Origin of the sequence: Shouchella rhizosphaerae, from assembly GCF_900142675.1 — a bacterium.
Lineage (GTDB): Bacteria > Bacillota > Bacilli > Bacillales > Bacillaceae_D > Shouchella > Shouchella rhizosphaerae.
Map to the genome: position 1 here is coordinate 1,056,744 of NZ_FRBS01000001.1, position 20,934 is coordinate 1,077,677.

The 20,934-nt window shown below is 45.6% G+C and carries 29 protein-coding genes; 7 read left to right on the forward strand and 22 right to left on the reverse strand.

All coding sequences use genetic code 11. From position 1 onward, the window contains the following. Positions 1-21: 21 nt before the first annotated feature. The 6 genes from BUC05_RS05410 to BUC05_RS05435 form a co-directional block, all read right to left on the reverse strand. Positions 22-363: a hypothetical protein gene (locus BUC05_RS05410; RefSeq protein WP_073304244.1), complete on the reverse strand. Its 342-nt coding sequence runs from the start codon at positions 361-363 to the stop codon at positions 22-24. Between the two features lie 12 nt (positions 364-375). Further along, positions 376-1,320, reverse strand: coding sequence for a 16S rRNA (cytosine(1402)-N(4))-methyltransferase RsmH (rsmH, locus tag BUC05_RS05415; protein WP_073304246.1), 945 nt, complete (start codon positions 1,318-1,320; stop codon positions 376-378). A 15-nt stretch (positions 1,321-1,335) separates the two neighbouring features. After that, positions 1,336-1,767, reverse strand: coding sequence for a division/cell wall cluster transcriptional repressor MraZ (gene mraZ, locus BUC05_RS05420; protein WP_011247208.1), 432 nt, complete (start codon positions 1,765-1,767; stop codon positions 1,336-1,338). 153 nt (positions 1,768-1,920) lie between these two features. Then, the gene (gene bshC, locus BUC05_RS05425) at positions 1,921-3,543 is read right to left on the reverse strand and encodes a bacillithiol biosynthesis cysteine-adding enzyme BshC (protein ID WP_073304248.1); all 1,623 of its coding nucleotides are present in this window, start codon (positions 3,541-3,543) and stop codon (positions 1,921-1,923) included. Positions 3,544-3,629: 86 nt separating this feature from the next. Then, positions 3,630-4,010, reverse strand: coding sequence for a DUF3397 domain-containing protein (locus tag BUC05_RS05430; protein WP_063609881.1), 381 nt, complete (start codon positions 4,008-4,010; stop codon positions 3,630-3,632). Then, the gene (locus BUC05_RS05435; RefSeq protein WP_073304250.1) at positions 4,007-4,894 is read right to left on the reverse strand and encodes a 2-dehydropantoate 2-reductase; all 888 of its coding nucleotides are present in this window, start codon (positions 4,892-4,894) and stop codon (positions 4,007-4,009) included. Before BUC05_RS05435 ends, BUC05_RS05430 begins: the two co-directional genes overlap by 4 nt. Before the next feature lie 152 nt (positions 4,895-5,046). On the opposite strand from BUC05_RS05435, the gene BUC05_RS05440 reads away from it, so the two are divergent. After that, positions 5,047-5,544, forward strand: a complete 498-nt coding sequence (locus BUC05_RS05440; protein ID WP_011247212.1) for an N-acetyltransferase — start codon at positions 5,047-5,049, stop codon at positions 5,542-5,544. 66 nt (positions 5,545-5,610) lie between these two features. Here BUC05_RS05440 and BUC05_RS21880 read toward each other — a convergent pair whose 3' ends face one another. The 3 genes from BUC05_RS21880 to BUC05_RS05455 form a co-directional block, all read right to left on the reverse strand. After that, positions 5,611-6,159 (reverse strand): RsfA family transcriptional regulator, encoded by a 549-nt coding sequence (locus BUC05_RS21880; protein WP_073304252.1) that lies wholly within the window; start codon positions 6,157-6,159, stop codon positions 5,611-5,613. Positions 6,160-6,488: 329 nt separating this feature from the next. Continuing rightward, a complete protein-coding gene (gene rpmF / locus BUC05_RS05450; protein WP_011247214.1) occupies positions 6,489-6,662 on the reverse strand; it encodes a 50S ribosomal protein L32 in 174 nt (57 codons plus the stop codon). Between the two features lie 37 nt (positions 6,663-6,699). Then, positions 6,700-7,215: a YceD family protein gene (locus BUC05_RS05455; RefSeq protein ID WP_073304254.1), complete on the reverse strand. Its 516-nt coding sequence runs from the start codon at positions 7,213-7,215 to the stop codon at positions 6,700-6,702. Positions 7,216-7,398: 183 nt separating this feature from the next. Here BUC05_RS05455 and BUC05_RS05460 point away from each other — a divergent pair, with 183 nt between their 5' ends. Continuing rightward, entirely contained in the window at positions 7,399-8,616 is a 1,218-nt protein-coding gene (locus BUC05_RS05460; protein WP_073304256.1) for a nucleotidyltransferase, read from the forward strand. On the opposite strand, the gene BUC05_RS05465 is transcribed toward BUC05_RS05460, so the two are convergent. Then, entirely contained in the window at positions 8,613-9,665 is a 1,053-nt protein-coding gene (locus BUC05_RS05465) for a SepM family pheromone-processing serine protease (RefSeq protein ID WP_011247217.1), read from the reverse strand. The two genes, BUC05_RS05460 and BUC05_RS05465, sit on opposite strands and share 4 nt — an antisense overlap. A gap of 3 nt (positions 9,666-9,668) precedes the next feature. Continuing rightward, entirely contained in the window at positions 9,669-10,451 is a 783-nt protein-coding gene (locus BUC05_RS05470) for a patatin-like phospholipase family protein (RefSeq protein ID WP_073304258.1), read from the reverse strand. Positions 10,452-10,573: 122 nt separating this feature from the next. Between BUC05_RS05470 and ylbJ the strand changes: the two genes are divergently transcribed. After that, entirely contained in the window at positions 10,574-11,791 is a 1,218-nt protein-coding gene (gene ylbJ, locus BUC05_RS05475; protein WP_035201567.1) for a sporulation integral membrane protein YlbJ, read from the forward strand. On the opposite strand, the gene coaD is transcribed toward ylbJ, so the two are convergent. Both coaD and rsmD read right to left on the reverse strand, forming a co-directional pair. Next, positions 11,788-12,267 carry a pantetheine-phosphate adenylyltransferase gene (gene coaD, locus BUC05_RS05480; protein WP_011247220.1) on the reverse strand — a complete coding sequence of 160 codons (480 nt, stop codon included), beginning with the start codon at positions 12,265-12,267 and terminating at the stop codon, positions 11,788-11,790. The two genes, ylbJ and coaD, sit on opposite strands and share 4 nt — an antisense overlap. A 4-nt stretch (positions 12,268-12,271) precedes the next feature. After that, positions 12,272-12,823, reverse strand: coding sequence for a 16S rRNA (guanine(966)-N(2))-methyltransferase RsmD (gene rsmD / locus BUC05_RS05485; RefSeq protein WP_035201569.1), 552 nt, complete (start codon positions 12,821-12,823; stop codon positions 12,272-12,274). A 566-nt stretch (positions 12,824-13,389) separates the two neighbouring features. Between rsmD and BUC05_RS05490 the strand changes: the two genes are divergently transcribed. After that, positions 13,390-13,767, forward strand: coding sequence for a DUF7147 family protein (locus BUC05_RS05490; protein ID WP_011247222.1), 378 nt, complete (start codon positions 13,390-13,392; stop codon positions 13,765-13,767). Between the two features lie 44 nt (positions 13,768-13,811). Here the strand turns inward: BUC05_RS05490 and BUC05_RS05495 are convergent, their stop codons facing one another. Both BUC05_RS05495 and BUC05_RS05500 read right to left on the reverse strand, forming a co-directional pair. After that, on the reverse strand, positions 13,812-14,090 hold the full coding sequence (locus BUC05_RS05495; protein WP_011247223.1) for a YlbG family protein: 279 nt from the start codon (positions 14,088-14,090) through the stop codon (positions 13,812-13,814). A gap of 92 nt (positions 14,091-14,182) precedes the next feature. After that, on the reverse strand, positions 14,183-14,623 hold the full coding sequence (locus BUC05_RS05500) for a YlbF/YmcA family competence regulator (RefSeq protein ID WP_011247224.1): 441 nt from the start codon (positions 14,621-14,623) through the stop codon (positions 14,183-14,185). 153 nt (positions 14,624-14,776) lie between these two features. On the opposite strand from BUC05_RS05500, the gene BUC05_RS05505 reads away from it, so the two are divergent. After that, positions 14,777-15,547 (forward strand): ATP-grasp domain-containing protein, encoded by a 771-nt coding sequence (locus BUC05_RS05505; RefSeq protein WP_073304260.1) that lies wholly within the window; start codon positions 14,777-14,779, stop codon positions 15,545-15,547. Here BUC05_RS05505 and BUC05_RS05510 read toward each other — a convergent pair. Then, the gene (locus BUC05_RS05510) at positions 15,544-15,813 is read right to left on the reverse strand and encodes a YlbE-like family protein (RefSeq protein ID WP_011247226.1); all 270 of its coding nucleotides are present in this window, start codon (positions 15,811-15,813) and stop codon (positions 15,544-15,546) included. The two genes, BUC05_RS05505 and BUC05_RS05510, sit on opposite strands and share 4 nt — an antisense overlap. A 12-nt stretch (positions 15,814-15,825) precedes the next feature. Next, positions 15,826-16,251 carry a YlbD family protein gene (locus tag BUC05_RS05515; protein WP_011247227.1) on the reverse strand — a complete coding sequence of 142 codons (426 nt, stop codon included), beginning with the start codon at positions 16,249-16,251 and terminating at the stop codon, positions 15,826-15,828. 148 nt (positions 16,252-16,399) lie between these two features. Between BUC05_RS05515 and BUC05_RS05520 the strand changes: the two genes are divergently transcribed. Further along, on the forward strand, positions 16,400-16,882 hold the full coding sequence (locus BUC05_RS05520; RefSeq protein WP_011247228.1) for a PaaI family thioesterase: 483 nt from the start codon (positions 16,400-16,402) through the stop codon (positions 16,880-16,882). A 54-nt stretch (positions 16,883-16,936) separates the two neighbouring features. Here the strand turns inward: BUC05_RS05520 and BUC05_RS05525 are convergent, their stop codons facing one another. Next, a complete protein-coding gene (locus BUC05_RS05525; RefSeq protein WP_084140019.1) occupies positions 16,937-18,082 on the reverse strand; it encodes a CAP domain-containing protein in 1,146 nt (381 codons plus the stop codon). 194 nt (positions 18,083-18,276) lie between these two features. On the opposite strand from BUC05_RS05525, the gene BUC05_RS05530 reads away from it, so the two are divergent. After that, the gene (locus BUC05_RS05530; RefSeq protein ID WP_011247230.1) at positions 18,277-18,630 is read left to right on the forward strand and encodes a YugN family protein; all 354 of its coding nucleotides are present in this window, start codon (positions 18,277-18,279) and stop codon (positions 18,628-18,630) included. A 97-nt stretch (positions 18,631-18,727) separates the two neighbouring features. Here BUC05_RS05530 and BUC05_RS05535 read toward each other — a convergent pair whose 3' ends face one another. From BUC05_RS05535 to BUC05_RS05550, 4 genes are all read right to left on the reverse strand, one after another. Further along, positions 18,728-19,216 carry a TcaA NTF2-like domain-containing protein gene (locus tag BUC05_RS05535; RefSeq protein ID WP_073304262.1) on the reverse strand — a complete coding sequence of 163 codons (489 nt, stop codon included), beginning with the start codon at positions 19,214-19,216 and terminating at the stop codon, positions 18,728-18,730. A 71-nt stretch (positions 19,217-19,287) separates the two neighbouring features. Then, positions 19,288-19,839, reverse strand: coding sequence for a DUF420 domain-containing protein (locus tag BUC05_RS05540; protein WP_011247232.1), 552 nt, complete (start codon positions 19,837-19,839; stop codon positions 19,288-19,290). Between the two features lie 122 nt (positions 19,840-19,961). Further along, a complete protein-coding gene (locus BUC05_RS05545) occupies positions 19,962-20,309 on the reverse strand; it encodes a cytochrome C oxidase subunit IV family protein (protein WP_011247233.1) in 348 nt (115 codons plus the stop codon). A 1-nt stretch (position 20,310) separates the two neighbouring features. Continuing rightward, positions 20,311-20,934, reverse strand: coding sequence for a cytochrome (ubi)quinol oxidase subunit III (locus BUC05_RS05550; RefSeq protein ID WP_011247234.1), 624 nt, complete (start codon positions 20,932-20,934; stop codon positions 20,311-20,313).

Genomic DNA, 20,934 nt, shown 5'->3' on the forward strand with positions numbered 1-20,934 from the left:
TTGAACTCGTCTTGAAAACCGTTACTCTTTTTCTCCAGAAGATTCCATTCCCATTCTTTGTGCACGGTCAAGTACATTTTCAGGTGAGCTTAGTTCATCAAGCTGCATTTGGTAGCCTGCATTGGTTAATTCTTGCTCGCTAATGACTGATTTCTCCTGTTGGATCGATACATTCAAACCATAGAGTGTCGCATAATTATGTACAATGAAAGCGAGCATGAGAAAAAGTACCATTGCCAAAAAGCTCGCTATGATTTTTTCGCCAAGAGTGATGCGTGCCCGGTAGCGGACAATTTGCTTTTCTTTTCGCAATCCTTCTTTGTGCCGCTGAGGATGTGGTTGATAGTGTCGTTGTGCTCCCATGTAAACGCCTCCTTAATCTGTCTGTTTTTCTTTTTCAATAATGCGCAGTTTTGCAGAGCGTGCACGGTTATTTGCTTTTATTTCTTCGTCATTGGCTACAATCGGCTTTTTGGTGATCAAGGCAAATGGCGCCTTTTGATCGGCAGGAATAATAGGCAGCCCTTTAGGCAAATCTGGCAGCTTCGTTTTCTCCTTAAACATTTGCTTGCATAAGCGGTCCTCAAGGGAATGAAAGGTAATGACAGCCATGCGCCCGCCTTCGTTTAATAGTTCAAATCCATCCGTTAACGCATCCTCAAAAGCGCCTAGTTCATCATTGACGGCTATCCGAATGGCTTGAAATGTCCGTTTTGCTGGGTGTCCTCCTGCACGTCGAGCAGGGGCAGGAATCGCTTCTTTAATGATGTCCACTAATTCACCAGTCGTTTCAATCGGTTGCTTCAGCCGGTATGCTTCAATTTTGCGGGCAATTTGTTTAGAAAACTTTTCTTCACCGTATCTTGAAATAATCGAATGGAGCTTGGCAAACGGCCAAGTATTGACCACTTCTCTGGCTGTGAGCGATGCGCTCTGGTCCATCCGCATATCAAGTGGGGCGTCTTGATGATAACTAAAGCCTCGGCTTGCTTCATCAAGTTGTGGGGATGAAACACCTAAGTCAAAAAGAATTCCATCTACTTTGTCAACGCCTCTCATTTGCAGCTCTTCCTTTATGTGCCGGAAATTGCTACGTATGAATGTGATATTCTCCTTAAATCGAGAGAGCTTCTCTGCTGCGAACGAAAGGGCGGCTTCATCTTGGTCAAAGGCATAAAGATGGCCTTCGCCTGCTAGCGCCGTTAAAATCCGCTCTGAATGGCCGCCGCCTCCTAACGTGCAATCCACATACACGCCTCCTGGTTTCACCGCGAGACCATTTACAGATTCTTCTTTTAGTACCGTTATATGTGAAAACATACGTCCCATCCTATCTTATAAATCAAAATCAATTAAGTTCTCGGCAATGTCGGCAAAGGAATCTTCAGACTGGGATACATAGTCTTCCCAAAGCGTCTTGCTCCATACTTCCATCCGGTTAGAAACGCCGATCACCACACATTCCTTTTCTAGCTTTGCGTATTCTCTAAGGGGTTGGGGTACATTCATTCGCCCTTGTTTATCAAGCTCGCATTCACTTGCGCCTGAGAAGAAAAAGCGCGTAAAAGCACGGGCGTCCTTCTTTGTGAAAGGCAGTTCTTTTAATTGGCTTTCCAATTTGTCCCATTCGCTTTGGGGATAAACAAACAAGCAATTATCTAGGCCACGGGTAATCACAAAAGGGGTGCCGAGGTGTTCCCTAAATTTAGCAGGCACAATCATCCGGCCTTTCTCATCAATTGTATGCCGGTATTCCCCTAAAAACATTGTTGCCTGCCTCCTCCCCCACTTTCTACCCTTAACTTACCACAACCCTCCACTTTTCACCACCTTATCGTGTAATTTTCCACAGAATTAAAAAAAATCCTGCTCACGGAGCAGGATTTCACATACATTTTCGATTGACACAAGCTGACAAGATTACACGTAAAAAACAAGATGGGCGCCCGTATGGGGTGGTTTTTTCTCAAGCAAGCGGGAAAAGATGTCTATCCCTGCTGTATTTAACAGAATGAACGAATGTAAAATTCGCTCTTGCGGTGCATCTTTCGGACGTAGCCACGTCATCGCTTCATCGTATTTGCTCAGTCCCACTTGATGCTGTTCCCGTATTTCCCGTTCCATCCGTTCTTTCAAAAAGGCAATTTGCCCTTGAATAAATGCGCGGTTTTTTTCACCCATTTTTTCCAATGTCGGGCTAATTTCTCCGGCCAGTTCCCTAAAAGGCAGATGGGCTGCTTCAATTGCTTCAGCGGCCGCTTGTGCCCTTTGCGCGACTGGATAAGAATGTTGGCTCGCAAGCCACGCTTCCTTGAGCTTTTCTCCTTCGCCCAAAATATAGGTTTCTGCTGCTTCTTTGCGTTCGCGCAAATGCTTTTCGACTCGGCAAGGGACGAATGTGGCCGATAATCTCGGAATAATAGGGGTCAGTTTATAATCAAACAGCGCAAACACGTCTTTCAATGTCGCCCAATAGGCAAGCTCGCCAGGTCCAGCCACAAAAGCAAGCGTAGGTAGCAGCCATTCTTGCATAAGCGGGCGCGTGACGACGTTATTGCTAAAACGTTGTGGATGGCTGTCGACTTCCGCAAGCAACTCCTCTTTTGTAAATTGCCGTTCGGTTTCCCTGACATAAAAACGGCCAGCTTCATAATCAAGACGGCGCCGTTTGCCATCGAGCGTATAGAACAGATGGGCGTTTTGTTTTTCTGTCGCGATTGGAGATGGATAGCCTTTCTCTACGAAACGGGCTTCCCCAGCGGCCTGGCATTCTTGCAAAGCGTCGACTTTGCGTATCAATTGCTTGAAAAAAGGACGTTCAATGGCCCGCAATTCTGGGTCATTGCTATCTAAAAAGAGCAAGCCTTCACGGTAAAAAAGCTCATGCATCAGCAATTTGAAGAATTCTGTGTAAGTACCGGCTGTAGCTGCAGCCTGCGTAACCATTGCTTTCAGCGTGTTTGTGTAGCTCGTCTCAGGCAAAGAGGCAAACAGCTTTGCCAAAAATGTGTCCAACTCTTTTTTAGGAAGAACTTTTGTGCTAGCAGCTTCTCCGTTCGGTTCGTCTCCTAACATCAACTTTTTCCACATGTCGCCTTTTAAATAATGAACATAACGAACTTCGTCTAAGTCATGATCTTCTCCGGCTATCCAAAAAAGTGGTACAACAGGTTGGTTTAACGTTGCCTCATATTGTTTCGCCAGTAAAATGACGCTCATTGCTTTATAAGCTGTATATAGGGGGCCAGTCATGAGCCCTGCTTGTTGCCCCGCCACAACGACTAATGCATTTTCCTGCTTGAGTTTATGTATGTTGTCCATACAAGCCTCTCGCTTCCTTAATGGCGCATGGCGTGCTTCAAGCAAGCGACAAAGCGCTTGACGATGGGAAAAAGAGCGCTTCGCCAAATCTTCGCTCCGTTCTTGCTCCCAGCCATTCGTTTTCCATCTATACGAGAACAGATCGCTGCATTGATCTGGTTGGTTGACATATTCAGCTAAAAACCCCGTTAAACGCCGTGTGTCCAACGCCTCAATTCTCATTTTCAATTCCCCTCAATTCCTATGACCTTATCGTGTTCCATCATAGCAAAAACAGCAAGCGCAACCAAATAAGTTGCTTTGCGCCTTTAAGCAAACACGACACGGTCTAAAAATGCCGCCCCTAGCAAAAAAAGATACAAAAGGCCAGCGATGAGAAATAAACTGCGCCAAGCCGCAGTCGTTTTCTTTTTTGGCGTTCCAGTCGGATGGATCCAATGCATAAACAAAAGCAGCGACACTGTTAAAACGGCAATAAAAATGATTGCGAGCCAAGCTCCATGTCCTGGCCATAGCTCATGGCATATAAAAACAACAGCCAGCAAGAAAAACGGCAGCGTCCAATCGCTCGCATGGCGGATTGCTTTTTGCTTAGGTTGCCAACGGAGCAAAACGAAGCAGATAAGTAGCCAAGGCAAGAGCGGGAATGTGACAAATGTCGCGACAATAGCAGACACAGCTGTTGTCATTTCGTCTCACCTCTATTCAAAAGTTGATACAATAATAATAAGCGTGGCGTATCAATTTGTTTCTTTTCGCCAAGGTGGATAAGATAACCTAAAATGGCATCAAGCTCTAGCTTCCGCCCCTGCTGATAGTCGACAAGCATCGATGACTCGTTATTCGCTGTCTTCTTGCATACCGCTACTACGTAATGCCAGAGCGCTTCGTCATTATTGCGCCCAAGTACAGCTACCGCTTCATCGAATACGCTTTTCATTGCTGCCATATAGCCTTGTTGCTTAATGAAGGCGCCGTTTCTTTCACCAGTAATGGCTGTTAATGGATTAATGCACGCATTGGCAATCAGTTTTTCTTCGAGGATCGGGTTGTAGTCGGGAAATGTTTGTATGTGCAAAACCTGCCCATCGGCTGCATCGCCAATGACAGTGATATCTTGTTCTGTCATTCTTTTAAAAGGAGCGATTTTCAGACTGCCGAGGCCTCTTACCTCAACTACAGTGTCGCCTTCTTTGAACAGCCCGTATTCCAATACTCCGACTGCCACCTTTCCCGTTAGATGGGCAATCTCCTTTAAATGGCCCATGCCATTTTGTACAAACAACCATCTTGTTTCATCGTGCGCCAATGACTGACCTATCGCTACTATGCTAGCTACATCATAAGATTTGACAGCGCACACAATTAGGTCAAATGGTTTCGTGCCGATGCCTACTTGCGTCTGCACGTTTTTCTCAGCTTTTATTTTCCCTGTTACTCCAATGCCGCGGTCTGCTAATAGAGCGGCTTGTTCTGCCCGTTTTGTTACTAAAACAACATCTTGTCCTGGGCGCTTAAAACTAGCTGCCAAAAATAAGCCTACAGCCCCAGCTCCGATTACTGCAATTTTCACAAAATGACCCCTCTTTTTTTAGTTGGTCCTATTGTATCACAGCCAAGTTCATAGATTGCCATCGTTGGCAAACTTTTTTGTTTTTAATGCGTTTTCATTTGTTTTCTAGTAAAATAGAAGAGGAAGAGTAAAGGTACTGGAGGAGGATGACTATGACCATTAAAGTTGAGCGCTTGCTCGTCAACTACAAGACATTAGAAGAGTTTCGCCATTTCAGAGAATATGGCGCTGCTGAGCTTTCCATGAAAGACGATTTAAAGAACAGTATAATTGAAAATGACAGCGAGTCCCCTTTTTATGGTATTTATTACGGAAAAAAACTGGTTGCACGAATGAGTTTATACAAAATTGACGGCAACTTCGACCGCTATTTTGACCCTCCGCAAGACTACTTGGAACTGTGGAAACTAGAAGTGCTAGAGCCTTACCGCGGACGAGGTTACGGGCGGGCACTCGTTGACTTTGCCAAAAGCTTCGGCCTGCCAGTTAAAACGAATGCACGTCAAAGCACAGGCGAATTTTGGAACAAACTTGGCTTCGAACCTATCACTTACAATGAAGCACGAGACCGGGGCGAGAGCCCATACGTATGGTTTCCTCAAGGGGTGCAAGAACAAACAACAAAGCCTGAGCAAGCAAGGGCGGAATAATCAAAAAAACAAGCCGTTCACTTAAATAGCGGCTTGTTTTTTCGTTGACAAGTGCAACATCGTCCATTAGACATTGCCCTCTCCATCTGTGTTCGTCCATTTTCGCGCACGCTCCATAATTTCCAACAGGGCACGGTAATCGTCTGCAATCACTTGTTTTTCTTTTTTTATTTTTTCTAACTCTTGTTTCAAACGTTCGTTTTCTTCTTGTAACTGTTTCGCTTCTGCTTGGCTATGTTGTTGCTCTTTAAGCCCTTGTAAAAATGCAATTACATCGGCTAACTCTATGTTGTTGGATGTAGGCACTGCTTTTTCTTCAGTTGCTCTTCGCATAACGGCGTTATCGCTAGTCGTTCCAGTCTTTGCCTTTGTTTTTGCTTGCTCCCTTTTCTTCGCAGCCCTTTTTTTCTTGGCAAGCGCCACCTCGGCTTCGTACTTTTTGCGAATCGTGGAATTCCAACGAAATCCGCAAGCTGCACTTGTCCGTGATAATTTTTCTGCAGTTTCTTCAAATGCAGCAAGCTGAGTACTGCCTTCCCGAATATGGCGAAGCACCGTTTCGGCAAGGAGCAAATCATCTTCCTGCGCCCACGCGTCTTGGCGGTTAGCTGTCATTGTTTGTCCTCCTCTTTTCTTCCTATACTAATGGGCTTAAACTACCCCAGTGAAAGCCGATGGACGCTCGCCACGCATTTTCCTCTATTTGGGATGGATCAGTACGGTTTTTAGCAAAGCTGCTTGTTTCCGACTCTAGGCGATCGAATCAAAACGGCAACGACCTAGCTAAACGGCTTGTTGTATAGCATGGCGATAGACGAAAAAATCGGTTCTTTTCCTAAAATCTATGCTTTCCTCTGGTTAAATAGACGTTTTCTATTAAACCAGATTACCCTATTTTGCAGAATATTATTCAAAAAAAAGCAGAAAGCCTGGAGGCTCTCTGCTTACTTAGATGCTACTTTTTCACCCTTGTATGTTCCACACGCTTTGCAGACGCGGTGAGAAAGTTTGTACTCTCCGCACTCTGGGCATTCCACCATACCTGGCACTTCTAATTTAAAGTGCGTACGGCGTTTATTTTTCCTTGTTTTAGAAGTTCTTCTAAACGGTACTGCCATTATTAACACCTCCTTCAAGCATTCGGACGATACAGTACTACTCTTTATCAAAAAATTTTGCTAGATCAGCGAGCCGCGGGTCAATCCGCTCTTTTTTCTCCTTGTCCGTCACAAGCTCCCAACCATTTCCTGACGGGGGTGCCTGCACATCTGAAGGATTGTCCGCAAAGACTTGAATCGGTATGTTGACAAAGATCCGCTCTTTCATAACTGGCAGCAAATCAATCTTTTCACCTGTATACGTGTACGTATCCTCTACTTCAAGCTCCGGCGGAGGCACTTCACCTTCGGGCACAAAATGCGCTTCTTCCTTTAGCTCATATGGCCAAACGACGTCGGCTAATGTCCGTGAACAAGGAAGCGTCAGCTCACCTTTTAAAGTAAATGAAAACGAGTATACATTGTGCTTTGCCGACACTGTCCCATTGATTTGAATGGGGCTCGCCGCTCGTACATCTTGATGTTCAGTAAGACCGTCTTCCACTTCGATCGTTTGCTCGAAATGAATGGGCTCAAAGCGAGCCTGTTGCAACTGCTGAACATTCCATTCCATACTTAATTCACCTCATAAGGCAACAAGAATCATTATAAAACCAAGGCTTCATAATGTCAATCTTTTTTCTTTACAGCTACTGGCGTTTCCCTTAACGCTACCATAGGTTATAATTTACCCAAGTACGTCCCATTTTAGCATGTGGGATGACCATGCGCAAAATCAAGAGGAGGGCTTATTGGCGTGAGGGCACTTGGCTTAGTTGTAGAATACAATCCATTTCATAATGGCCATCTGCACCACTTGACACAAGCAAAGCAGCAAACGGGCGCAGACGTGGTCGTCGCTGTCATGAGTGGCACATTTTTGCAACGGGGCGAACCAGCGCTTTTATCACGCTGGTACCGGGCAGAAATGGCATTGGCTGCTGGAGCAGACCTCGTTGTTGAACTCCCTTATGCTTATTCCGTACAGACGGCAGAGCGCTTCGCCGAAGGCGCAGTGACGATCTTAGCGGCACTCCGTTGTTCTGTACTAAACTTCGGCAGTGAGAAAGGGGAAATCGCTCCTTTTTATGCACTTGCCGAGTTTATGAACGACCACCAAGTAGCGTTTAACCACCATGTGAAACAGTTTTTAAAAGATGGGGTTTCATACCCAAAAGCAAGCGCACAGGCCTTTTCAATGCTGTCTGGACACGAAAAATTGCTGCCGTTAGATCAGCCGAACAATATTCTTGGTTACCATTACGTGAAAGCGATCCAACGCCTTGGAATCAGCATGGAAGCAACGACAACGTTGCGTATTCAAGCCGGTTACCATGACAAGGAGTTTGCCGGGCCCATTGCAAGCGCAACGGCAATCCGCAAAGCGTTATTGTCTGGCGAAAACATTGAGACAGCCGTACCTGCTCATACAGCCCGCCTCATTCAAATGTATAAGCGCCGTTACCAGTTGCTGCATACATGGGAACATTATTTCCCCTTTCTCCAGCACAAAGTGCTGACGACGCCACTTGCTGAATTAGCAAAAACGGCTGAATGCAGCGAAGGGCTTGAGCACCGCTTAAGAGATTCACTATTTAGCGCTTCTTCCTTTCAAGGCTGGCTATCAGCTACGAAATCGAAACGTTATACACAAACGAGGCTCCAACGTTTGTTTGCCCATTTGTTAACGGGCACAACCGCAGAAGAAAATGCGGCTATCCAGCAAAGCGGCCCCGCTTACATTCGCCTTCTCGGTATGAGCGAAACAGGCAAAACATACATAAGAGAAAACAAAAAAAACTTTTCTTTGCCCCTCGTTACAAGACAAGGGGAACTGCGCCGCTACGGGCAAGCAGGGGAGCAAGAGCTCCGCATTAGCCAATGTTATTGGCTGCCATTGCCTCCACAGGCGCTAAAGCAGGAGGTCACCCGAGAATTCCAGCAAAAACCGATTAATTGGGAAAAGCGCAGCTAAGATGCTGCGCTTTCTTTTGGGGGAAGCCCTTTAAGGAAGCTTAATGCTTCTTCCAATGTATCGATTGGAATGATTTCCATCTTGCTGCCAATCGCTTCGGCGGCTGCTTTCGCCTCTTTATAATTGGAATTGTGCGCCCCATTTTCATTAGGGGCAAGGAAATAATCAGCGCCTTCCCGATCAGCGGCAACCACTTTTTGCTTGGCTCCGCCAATTGGCCCAACATTCCCATCATCGTCAATCGTTCCTGTTCCTGCAATTTGGTACCCTTTTGTTAAATCAATTTCAAGAAGCTGACTATAAATTTCAAGGGCAAACATCAATCCCGCGGATGGCCCGCCAATGGATCCCGCTGAAATCTCGACATCCGGATCAAACCTTGCTGACCGTTTCGTTACTGGCCCGACAATGCCAATGCCTACTTGCCCGTCTTCAACGCTTTGGTCTACAGGAAAAGTCGAAAAGGTAAACGTATCTGTGCGGATAGCCGTACCCCGCTCATACGTTAGTTCTACCGTTTCCCCTTCCTTGTAATTGGATATGTGGTCAAATAGCTCTTCGACTGTTTCGATCGTTTCGCCATTCACAGCAGTAATCAAATCGCCTGCTTCCAGCACACCGTCAGCCGACATACCAGGAACCACGCCTGTGACGAAAACGCCGTTGTAGTCAATTTCCACTTCGCCTTTGCCAGCAGCTCGATATGCCGCTATTTTCGCGCTCTCTTGCGAATTGTTCATCAGCATAATTTGCCGCTCATCATATTCTTCATCTGAAATGTTCTTAGGAGCCGGAGAAAGTGAGCGGAATTGGCTAAACAGCGACCAAATTGCTAGCAACGGTGTCGCCCTTGCACTTCTGATCGTTGTCAGCATAAAGGCACCCGTATCGTCTTTATAGCCTTCCTCTACCTCAATCATTCCCTCCAACGTTTGGGCAATCCCAGGTTGACTATAATAATAAGGAAGCTCCAGCCGTCCAAGAACAACGATAATAATAAATAATAGCACCCAACGCTTCCAAGCAAACGTACGTCGCGTCCCTTCCATCTCCTACCTCCATTGGTCAATCAACTTCAAAATCCCCGGGAGTTGTTGTCTGCATGCATCTGCCCCTTGTTTAATGAGCTGGTCTGTCTCTGAAAAATCTAACGGAGACGAGTGTTTCAAAATCGGCCGCAGCAAAATGTCACCAGCATGTTCCTGTTTCCGGGCTAACTCCCTTCCCATTACATCCATTGTTTGCATAAGAATTTCGTAGATTGAGGGCGATGTAAGGGTTGTGCGGAAAAAGGAAACATCAACAGCAATGACAATATCCGCCCCCATTTGCCGGACAACAGATACAGGCACCCGTTCTACCACCCCGCCATCTACTAAAAGCTGCCCGTCCCGTTGGACAGGGACAAAAATGCCTGGAATCGACAAGCTTGCTCGAACGGCCTTGGCGACGTCTCCCTTTGTCATCACCACTTTTTGGCCGCTTAAAAGATCAGTTGCTACCACTTGAACTGGCGGAAAAAGCGACTCCAGCTTTTTTCTTTTAGCTAGTAGACGAATAAGGCTTTCAATCTTTTGTCCAGCTATCAACCCTTGTTTTGAGACCGTAAAATCCAAGTAATATTTTCGTTTGAAATGTTTCGCAAAGATTTCCATCGTTTCAACCGAATGGCCTACGCCATACATAGTCGCCACCAATGCACCCATACTGCTACCAGCTAAATAATCAATGTGAACCCCCGCTTCTGTAAGCGTCTTTAACACACCAACGTGGGCAAAGCCTCTAGCCCCGCCAGACCCAAGGGCCAGTCCAATCGTTGGCTTTTTGGCGCCCATAGGCATTTCCTCCTTATTGTACTCGTTCGCTTAACGTGTTTCAATCTTATGGTCTAAACCAAACCGTTATGCGTATATTTAAGAGGACAGGCATCGGCTATGAAAAAGGAGGACGCCCATTCATGAAAGAAGCCCACTTTGCATCGCTCGTTAAAACTGGTTTCCTTGCGGGCGCCGCAATTGTGCTTGCATGTGCGCTCATGCTGTTCCCTAAAGAGGCACTGGACGCGTCTACTCGCGGTCTTGAGATGTGGTGGCATGTCGTCTTTCCGTCGCTTTTGCCTTTCTTTATCGTTTCCGAATTGCTGATCGGCTTTGGAGTCGTTTCGTTTATAGGCGTACTATTGGAACCGCTTATGCGCCCGCTCTTCTCTGTACCTGGCATTGGCGGCTTTGTTTGGGCAATGGGGCTAGCCAGCGGCAACCCTGCAGGAGCTAAACTAGCTGTCCGCATGCGCCAACAGAAAAAAGTCACGCGAATAGAAGGCGAACGCCTTGCCGCTTTTACCAATTCGTCCAATCCTTTGTTTATCTTTGGGGCGATTGCAGTCGGTTTTTTCCACGACGCTGCATTAGGAATGGTTTTAGCAATTGCCCACTATGGCGGCAACGTGTTAGTCGGGCTTTCCATGCGTTTTTATGGAGTTTCTGAAACGGACGAGAGAAGCCGCAGCAAAAAGGGGCTACAGCTAACAGACGCTTTCTTGCTTTTGCATGAAGAACGCTTAAAAGACGGGCGCACGCTCGGTAAGTTGCTCGGCGATGCGGTTCGCTCATCGATCCAAACGCTGCTGTTGATTGGCGGTTTTATTATCTTGTTTTCCGTATTAAACCAGATGCTGTCACTACTAGGCGTTCTTAGCCTTGTAGCATTCGCAGTCCAACAGCTCTTTTCCCTTGTTGGGCTTCCGCCTGAACTAGCTAAGCCTTTTTTAGCTGGTCTGTTTGAAATCACAATTGGCGCTGAACAAATAAGCAGCACAGACGGCGTATCTATATGGTTTCAGCTCATTGTTGTTTCTTTCATCCTTGGGTTCGGCGGCTTTTCAGTGCAGGCCCAAGTGGCCAGCATCTTGACTGAGTCAGACCTTCGCTTCCGCCCATTTTTTTTCGCCCGTTTTCTGCACGGTGTGTTTGCTGCTTTGCTAGCTGCACTTCTTTTCCAACCACTCTATAAACCGAATGCCCACGAAACAGGAAGCTTTGGCGCCAACGCCCCTGCTTTGTTTGGCGAACGTATTTGGGAATGGCTCGCTGCTTACGGCGGCATGATCACCCTATGTGCGTTGTTGTATTTTATTTTCGCCAACGCCCGCGTTTTGTTACGAGAAACCGACTAGCGCCGGTATACTTCCTTAAGAGCATGAGCAACAGGCTGTGGCACGAGCTTTGACACATCTTGGGAGTAGCTCGCCACCTCTTTAACAATGCTGGAACTGACATAAGAATAATTCGGATCTGTCATTAAAAAAAGGGTGTCTAACTGTGGCGCCAGTTCTTTGTTCATGGTGGCAATATTTTTTTCATATTCAAAATCAGCATTTGAGCGGAGGCCTCGTACAATCGCCGTTGCCTCCTTTTCTCTCGCATAATCGACAAGCAGGCCATCAAATGAATCAATGGTTGCGTTTTTTATATGGGCAATCGATTCCCGTAACAGCCGCTCCCGTTCTGCCAATGGAAAAAGCGGCTTTTTTTTGTTGTTGATTAAAATCGCAATAATGATCTCGTCAAACAGGGCGCCAGCCCGCTCAAATAAGTCAATATGGCCATTCGTGACAGGATCAAAGCTCCCTGAACAAATTGCTCTTTTCATCTCATCAACCCTTCTTGTAAACCGTTAGTTTTGTATCGCCATAGCATTCTTCCCGCTCTTTTATTAAAGGCCCTGCTGTGTCTGGCAACTGTATATGTAGCGCTGTTTCACAAACTGTTACGCCTGCTGGTGCAAGCAAATGGTAGTCGTCAATCAAGCCAAAAATCGTCGCGATTTGTTGCTTGGCATACGGGGGATCTAACAAAATCAGCTCAAAGGCGACATCTCGTTTACCGACTGCTTTTAAAGCGCGCAAGCTATCGTTGCGGTATACTTCTGCTTTATCTGTATAGCCGGTATGGCTTAAATTAGCGTGGATTGTTGCAATTGCTTGCTTGTTCTGGTCAACAAAAATGCATGATTCCATCCCCCTGCTCAGCGCCTCGATCCCTAAAGCGCCGCTACCTGCATAAAGGTCTAACGCCTTCCCTCCATCAAAATAAGGGCCAATGATATTGAACATCGCTTCTTTTACTTTATCTGTCGTCGGCCGTGTTGTTTTTCCAGGAACAGCTTTTAACTGTAAGCCCCGTGCTTCACCGGCAATAACCCTCATTTCCATCACCTAATCATCTGTTTTTCTTCTATCGTACCATATATGAACCGCTCCTACTTGCAACACGCATACAGTCCAAGCTGTATTGATCGATTGGACACGCAGACAATCGCTTTAAGGCCAAACGAACAATCTACAGATAAAGAGCTAGCTCAGTACTAAATGATTTCCATCTTCTTTTATTCATATAGCAACATTATCTCTAGTTAACATTGATGATAGCAAATTGCTACAAACGAGAGCAATAAGACTTCCAGGCTCGAATAGCCGGATCATTCGTCCCCTCCCCACTAGAGCAAAACGACTTGTTTCAAAAAGCTGTTAAAAGATGTGTATAAAGCGCCGATTCCATGACCATACTGGATGTTAGCAGCACAGTACGTGTTGCGACAACCGCGGAGAAGGCTTACGTTTCCCCATAAGCTCTTCCTCCGGTTTCTCCTCTCCCATAGCCATGTGAAAATCATGGCAAGGCGCTCTTCTTCATGAAGGGCGCCTATTTTTTGCTCGACAAAGGCTCGCTCCCATGCTATTCTGCACTCAAACGTAGTTGGAGGAAATGCACGATGATTCAACGATTTATCGAACTAGGAAATGGCTATACTGATTTCTTTGAACTGCTAGAACTGGCAAAAAGCAATGCCAAGCGCGCCCATGCTTTTTTAGAATTGCAAACAGAAGAAGGGCGTTCCTCCTTGGCCGTATGCTTTAAGCCAGCCGGAGACAGCCAATTTATGCCGATTTACATATGTAGGGAAGGGTTTCAGGCAAACAATCGCCAAAATAAACGACTAGCTGCCTTCTACGCACTCGCTTCCGAACTTGGCTTTACCGTTTTCAAACTGGAAGTGAAGCCAAAAAGGGCCTTTTACGATATCGAATTATACGACCAATACCTTGTTGGCTTACTCCGCTTCCAGCGAATATTACCACCGTTAAGTTAAGGAATCGACATAAAAAAACCTGGAAGGATCAACCACCTTCCAGGCTATATGCCTAATTTGTAATCGTATTCTTTCGCTTTATCTGGTTTCGCCCCTTCATACTCCGTATTGATAAACGGGCGCATGGATGGTTTAACGTCCGTAACAAAATGAAAGCTGGAAAGCTTGTCAACCAATTCAGGCACTTTTGACTGGTCGCAATAAAAAACGACGTATTTCATTTTCTTTGAGACGTACTGGACATGTCCAAACCGTCTTAGCTGGCGTGCATATTTAAGCGACGTAAGCCAGACAACAATCCCTTGCCGATTTGGGCTAATCATCTTCCATTCCCCTTTTGATCAAATCAATTTGCGTTGCTATCATTTTTCTCATCCTACATTGATTTTATCCACGTTTCAAGGCCTAAAACTGCCTAGCCGCAGCTGCAGCTCCCTCCTGAGCCACAGCCGCCGCTACAAGGCATTGAGTCAAAAAACGGGTTACCTGTAGGTACTTTTATAGAAGAAGAAACGCTATGGGCGATGATGGTGCTGAGTTCATTCAAAAGCGACTCCAGTTCTGTTTCTGCTTGCTTAAAAGCGGAAATGACCTCATCTTTATCCAACTCGCGCTTTGCGATCCGAATTTCCGCGGATACCGACTTATAATCGGGATGATATTTGCCAAACCGCTGCACTTCCTCATGGGCTTGCTTCACTTTTTTAAAGCGTTCTACCTTTGCTTGCGCAGCACGGTTTTCTTCAAAACGGGCACGGGATAAGCGATAGTTAGCAAACACGCTTGATTGCAGCACCATTGCTGCCAGCTCATCTGACGCTTGAAGCATGTCCATCGCATCAATTGTAGCAATCATGGCACACCTCCTCTTCCATTGTAGCACGATTATTTCTTTTTAGGCTAATCATTTATACGTTGACAAGCCACCTAAAACCTCTCTATAATTCATTCCGTTAATTGCTTCTCTCCTTTGTTGCCAACACCTATTTTTCCTTGAGGAGGAAATACTTTGAACCTTGTTACATTTAACCCATTCCGGACAATTGGCATACCAGGCATTGATTACATAAAGCCTGAAGCGATGTTTCAGGAACGCCAAAAGATTACGAACGCCGATCTATGCCTTTTCCCTGAAAATTGGCAAGTGACGAGCCTCGTCTATGGCTTTAAAAAACCGATTTTCCCAAGCATTGAAAGCATTCAGCTTGGCTATAGCAAAATCGAAATGACACGTGCGTTATGGGCTGTTTGTCCAGACAATGTCCCGAACACGATGATTGTTGGCTCGAGTAACGCCATGGTTCAGAAAATCATTGAATCTTTTTCTTTTCCTTTTATCGCCAAAACGGTGCGTTCATCGATGGGACAAGGCGTGTTCTTTATTGAAAATGAACAACAACTCCACGCTTACGCTGACAGCCATGAAGTCCTTTACATTCAAGAATACATTGAAAGCGACCGTGATTTGCGCTTATGTGTGATTGGAGATCGCGTTGTCAACAGCTATTGGCGCATAAATGAGTCAGGGTTTCGCAACAATATCGCTCAAGGAGGCGCGATTTCCTTTGAAGCCATCCCAAAAGAAGCGGTCGCTCTCGTTGAACAAGTGGCCAGAGCATTAAACATCAACCACGCTGGCTTTGATGTCCTCGCTGCTAAAAATCGTTTCTATATCCTTGAATTCAATGTGCTCTTCGGCAACCAAGGCTTCCATGAGCAAGGTTTGCGCCCAGAATCATTCATTTATGAGGCCATCAAAAAATCCGCAACGGACATTTAATTGTTCGTTACGGATTGGACTGTCTCCGCTACTGTGTTTTGCCCCATTTTCAACATTTCCATCAACATCATGACCATGCTGACATTGTTTTGCATTTTTTCAACCCGTTGCGGCCATGTTTTTCCATAAAAATAATTTGCTTCTCTTTCCATTGCCGCAAGCTGGTCAGGCTGTCGCCCAAGTCGGCGGTACCATTCAGGATGATAGCGGATAAATGCCTTTAATTCTGGCTGTTCAAAAATTTTTCGCTGTACTTCTTCTCTCATTTGCTGCCCCCCTTAATCTCTTCTAAAAGAAAAAGGCGATTCGCTTTCCCTTTGCCGCACTGGTTCTGACGGCTTTTGGAACGTTTGTATCAAGCCTTGGACATTGGTAAGCATTGTACTAAAGTGGTTTAAGTGTGATTGCAAATCTTGGATATTCATTTTTTTAACCATGCCCATCAATTGATTGATAAATTCTGTACCCGTGCTAGAAGACTCGTCGGCAGTTTCTTCTTTTTCATTGGCAGCGGACGAAGCAGTGGTATCTTTATTTTTATAAGGAGCCCAGTGTTCATGTGAACTGCCAAGGACCGTCCATTCCTCATAGGTATGCTGGAGTGTTTTGTTCCCTTCTTTTATTTCTTTTATGAGCCTCGGATGTTCCCGTACAAACGCTTTAAATTCCTCAACTGAAGGATGCAGATTCGCCTTGTCTTCCATCTGTACCATCCTCTCTTAAATGGATTATGTATAGTAGTATATCCGCCCACCGAGTCCAACGTTCATCTTTTTTTGCGCAAGCACTTTAATGTTTGGTACACTACTAGAGTATGTAGACCAACTAGATATGTGAAAAAAGGTGAATGACATGGATGTTAAAGAAAAATTGAACCACTATATCGAACATGCAACAGAAGAAGAGCTGGCTGTCCTTGAGCAAATCACAGACGGGCTGCTCGCCAAACAACAAAATGAACAACTTACCTATTTATCCGGGATTACGAAAGCAGAAATAAGCCAACACGACAATGAAACATTTGAAATGCGGATGCCGCTAGGCCCCCTTGTCCATAATCCCCTTCAAATCGTCCACGGCGGCATGACTGCTACCCTCCTTGATTCTACTCTAGGCGGCGCTGCTATGAACAGCCTCCCGCCCCATTTAACGGCGGTTACTTCCCAGCTCAATATCCATTACCTTCGCCCTGGAAAAGGCTCTTTCATGCGATGCATAGCCAAAATTGTCCATAAAGGCAAACAGCTCATTGTTTTAGAAGGGGAAGCGTTTGATGACCAAGAACGTTTGCTTGCCAAAGCGACTGCTACGTTTTTTGTCATTCCTCGCCGCTAGTCGGCATAAAAAGCCAGTAGGCGCGTTTGTGCACCTACTGGCTTGTTGCTATCGCTACGATTGGGGCTTCAGAAAATTTTGCGTATAGTAATCTTCGTACACGCCAACGCCTAAAAACGTAAACTCCTCGTGAAGCAAATTGACGCGATGCCCTTCACTGTTTAACCAACCTTCTGTTGCTGCAATGCCATCGACGTATTTCAAAGCAATGTTCTCTCCTGCCATCGCAAATGGCACCTCGCCCGTGTTAAAACGGTCGGCCAAGTTTCCTTTAACTGGCGAGACATGGTCAAAATATTGTTCATCGTGCATGTCTTTGCTGTGCAAATAAGCGACATCCGCTACCTCTTCGGACCACTCAAATGGAGGCAAGCCATGGTAAGCGCGTATGTGGTTAGTCCGTTCAAAGATTTGTTGTTCATTGGCAGCTTCCACTTGCTTCATTTGTTCTTCCGACAATTCTGGCCTCTCTGGAAGCGTCCCTGTATAGCTTAATGAGTACGGTTTTTGTTTGAGGAGCACCTCGTCCGTCATTAAACGGATGCTTGACACTTCGTCGGTATGGATATCCATATAAACTTGCAGCCAGTAATCATCAACTGGTGCGAGCGGTCGCATCTTGTAATCTTCCCCTGTTAAACGGAACGTGAACTGGCCATCATCTGTTTCGACGGGTACGTTTTCTTCAAAAGAGTAGGCTTTCTCTAATTCAGAAAAACTGGCGCGCTCATTTCCTAAAAATCCCGCGGCAGCGGAGCCACTAGCAACTATAGACACCACTTCGCCATGTTCAACGCAGACGACTAAATACCCATCATCCACATTTGTATAGACCCATGACACATAACCAAAGGCAGAAGGGTCTTTTCGCACTGGATCACCGTATGTGGCAATCACATCTTTCTCCTGCTTTCCCATTAAAGCAGAGACATTAACGAGCGAAGCGGAAGCTTGCTCCGTTTTGGCGTCTGATTCGCCTGTATCCTCATCCGTTCCCTCATCAACGTCATCTTTCTTTTCTTCAGTGGCAAAGCGGCTTGTTTGGGCACTGTCTTTGCCGCCATTGCCAGATTTTCTTTTTTCAGCTGCCATTTGACCGAGTGAAGCATCCGGCGCAGGCGCCATCTGGTTTTGTTGTTCATAAACAAGCACTGCCAATATCGCGAGTAGAACCATTAGAAGTGCAGAGCGTTTAAGCATCTTCTCACATCCTTCCGTACCTTTAGCTATAAAATTGGCACCAACTGCCGATTTTCCTTTCTCTAGTCTTGAGGAATGGTGTCTTTTTCTGTCTTACATCCAGTCTAGGAAAATTGCGTTTCCCGTTGCATAAGAAAGCGTTTCATACTATCATTAGGAATGAGAAACAGCTGTCGAATGAAGGGGGAAAACCTGTGAAATTTCCGGATACAGGACTTGAAGAAAAAGAAGTAGCATTTTCAATCGTGAATCACGCAGCCAAATCGCTCGGCTTTATCCATGTCGACCAGTGGGACTACGAACGGGTTATGTTCGACTACAAAATCGTCCACCATGAAGGCACGTTTTATTTGCGTGTCCCTGCCTATGCTGTGAAAGGAGAAATTCCACGGCCTTCCACGATTGTGCAAATTATGACGCCGATTCTTGGTAAGTATTACTACCCTCACGGCGTCGAATACGAAGGGGAAACTTTCCCACAAGCAGTTATTGACAAATGCAATAACAAGTTGGCTCTTCTCGCAAAGACGATTAAAGCTGAGTGGTAAGGAGCGAGCCGCTTCATCTTTACAAAAAAGGACGAGATGCTACAGGAGTAGGATCTCGCCTTATTTTTTTGCCAAAATAACTTTAGAGACCGATAAATCAATCGCTTTCATTCGTCCTGTCGATAATCGTATACAGCCGCAATGACTGGTCAGCTCCCTCCACAACCCAATAACGGACGTTTCTGGTAATGTCATCGACTTGGTCGTCTGTCATAATATGGACTTGCTCAATGACATCTGCAAAATAGTCGCCTTCCTTGTCATCTTCATATACGTTTTCTACTTCAAATGAAACAAGCTCTTTCGTTGAGCCATTTTTTTGGAGCTCTTCTCCGTAGCGTTGTAACGCATGGAAAAAGGATGTATTCGGAAGCAAATAGTCCGCTTCCAATTGAGCCAATTCGTGATCATTAACCGCCGCTACCATATCTTGTTTGTAGCTTGTTACAAACGCTGAAACACGCTCAGCAGTCTCGTCTGGAACGGCATGGAGTGCTCCCGGCTTCGGATCACTGCACCCGCCGAGTAAAGCCGCTGCCAATAGTACGACGGCAACTTGCCTTTTCCACATAGATGTCACTGCCATTCCTTCTCGTCCCTTCTGTTCGCTGATGCCGCACCTCTAGTATACCTGAAAGGGAGCCGTTAAGGAAACCATTAATAATAAGGTGAAATCAAGATGTAAACGAGCACACCCGTAAAACTGACATACAACCATAGCGGCATCGTCCAGCGGGCAATCCGCTTATGGCGCTCATTTTCCATGTTCCAAGCTCTTGCAACACTTGTTAGTGCCAACGGGACAATGGCTGCAGCAAGCACAATATGTGTAATCAAAATGAAATAATAAAACACGGCCATAAAGCCGCTGCCGCCATAAGCTGTCGACTCAGCTAAGACGTGATGGGCCACATACGTCACCAAGAATAACGTTGTCGTCAAAAAGGCAGCATAAATAAAACGTCGGTGTACGTTTACCTTCCGCTTCAGAATGGCAATCAATGCACAAAGCAAGAATAGAAAGGTAAAAGAATTAAATATCGCATTCAACATCGGCAAAATGGTAACGTCAAACAAATCAAAGTCTTCTACGCCTGGCATTCCCGATAGAATCATGATTGCGCCAATCAAGATGGCCGAGATGGTAATAATCGCTGGTCGATAATTCCGTTTTTGTTTGTATTGATTTGAGCCATTTTCCATGTCCATCACTCCTCCAATTACTGCCTACTAAGTATACTACAATACATACGGGCATTTCAGCGCTTGTTGATGTTGCAATTTGATGAAATATAGAAAAAGCCTTGACTAAGGAGCCAAGGCTTTTCCCACTAATATTTCACAATACCGATTAGCAGCATAAGCGACACAATCGTTGGTACTGTGACAAAGATGCCCGTAATGATAAACACCGTTGCCCAAGTATGGTCTTTATCCTTCATATGCATAAAGAACAACAGTTGGAGCAGTAGCTGAACAACAGCAAGAATAAGGATAAACGGTACAGCGAAATTCGTTGGAATAATATCGGCACCAACCGCCGCGAATGCCAGCACGGTTAAAAACAACATGAGGACAAACACGACGATTTGATTGCGGATTTCCGTTTTCATTTCCCGTTTTTCTGCTTCCGTCATTGCGCTCTTATCAAACGGCTTACTCAAATGGTCATCCGCCATCTTAATACCCTCCTACTCCCATTAAATAAACAACCGTAAAAATAAATACCCAAACGACGTCAATGAAGTGCCAATACAAGCTAGCCACGTAAAACTTCGGTGCATTGGTCAATGTGATGCCGGCACGGAAGTTGCGGATAATCAAAAGCGTGATCCACCCGAGTCCGAACAACACGTGGGCGCCGTGCAAACCAACTAGCGTATAGAATGCCGATGAAAACGCGCTAGTCGTAAAGCCGAATTCATAGTCATGGACATAGTGTTGGAACTCGTAAATTTCCAACCCTAAAAACGCCAATCCTAGCACAACTGTAATAATCATCCATGTCATCATTTGCTTGAATTTGTTTTTCTTCATCGCAAACATGGCAAACACACTTGTCATTGAACTTGTCAATAATAGCATCGTCATGAGGAACACGAGCGGCAGTGTGAACAAATCGGTCGAAGCGGGACCGTTGCCGACACCATTGCGAAGCCCTAAATAGGTGCCGAAAAAGGTTGCAAACATGATGGTCTCTCCGCCAAGGAAAAACCAGAAGCCTAAAAACTTGTTTTTGCCTTCCAGTGTTGCCCGCTCTGGATGGGAGGGCAGTCCTTTTGTAGCATCTACAGATCCAGCCAT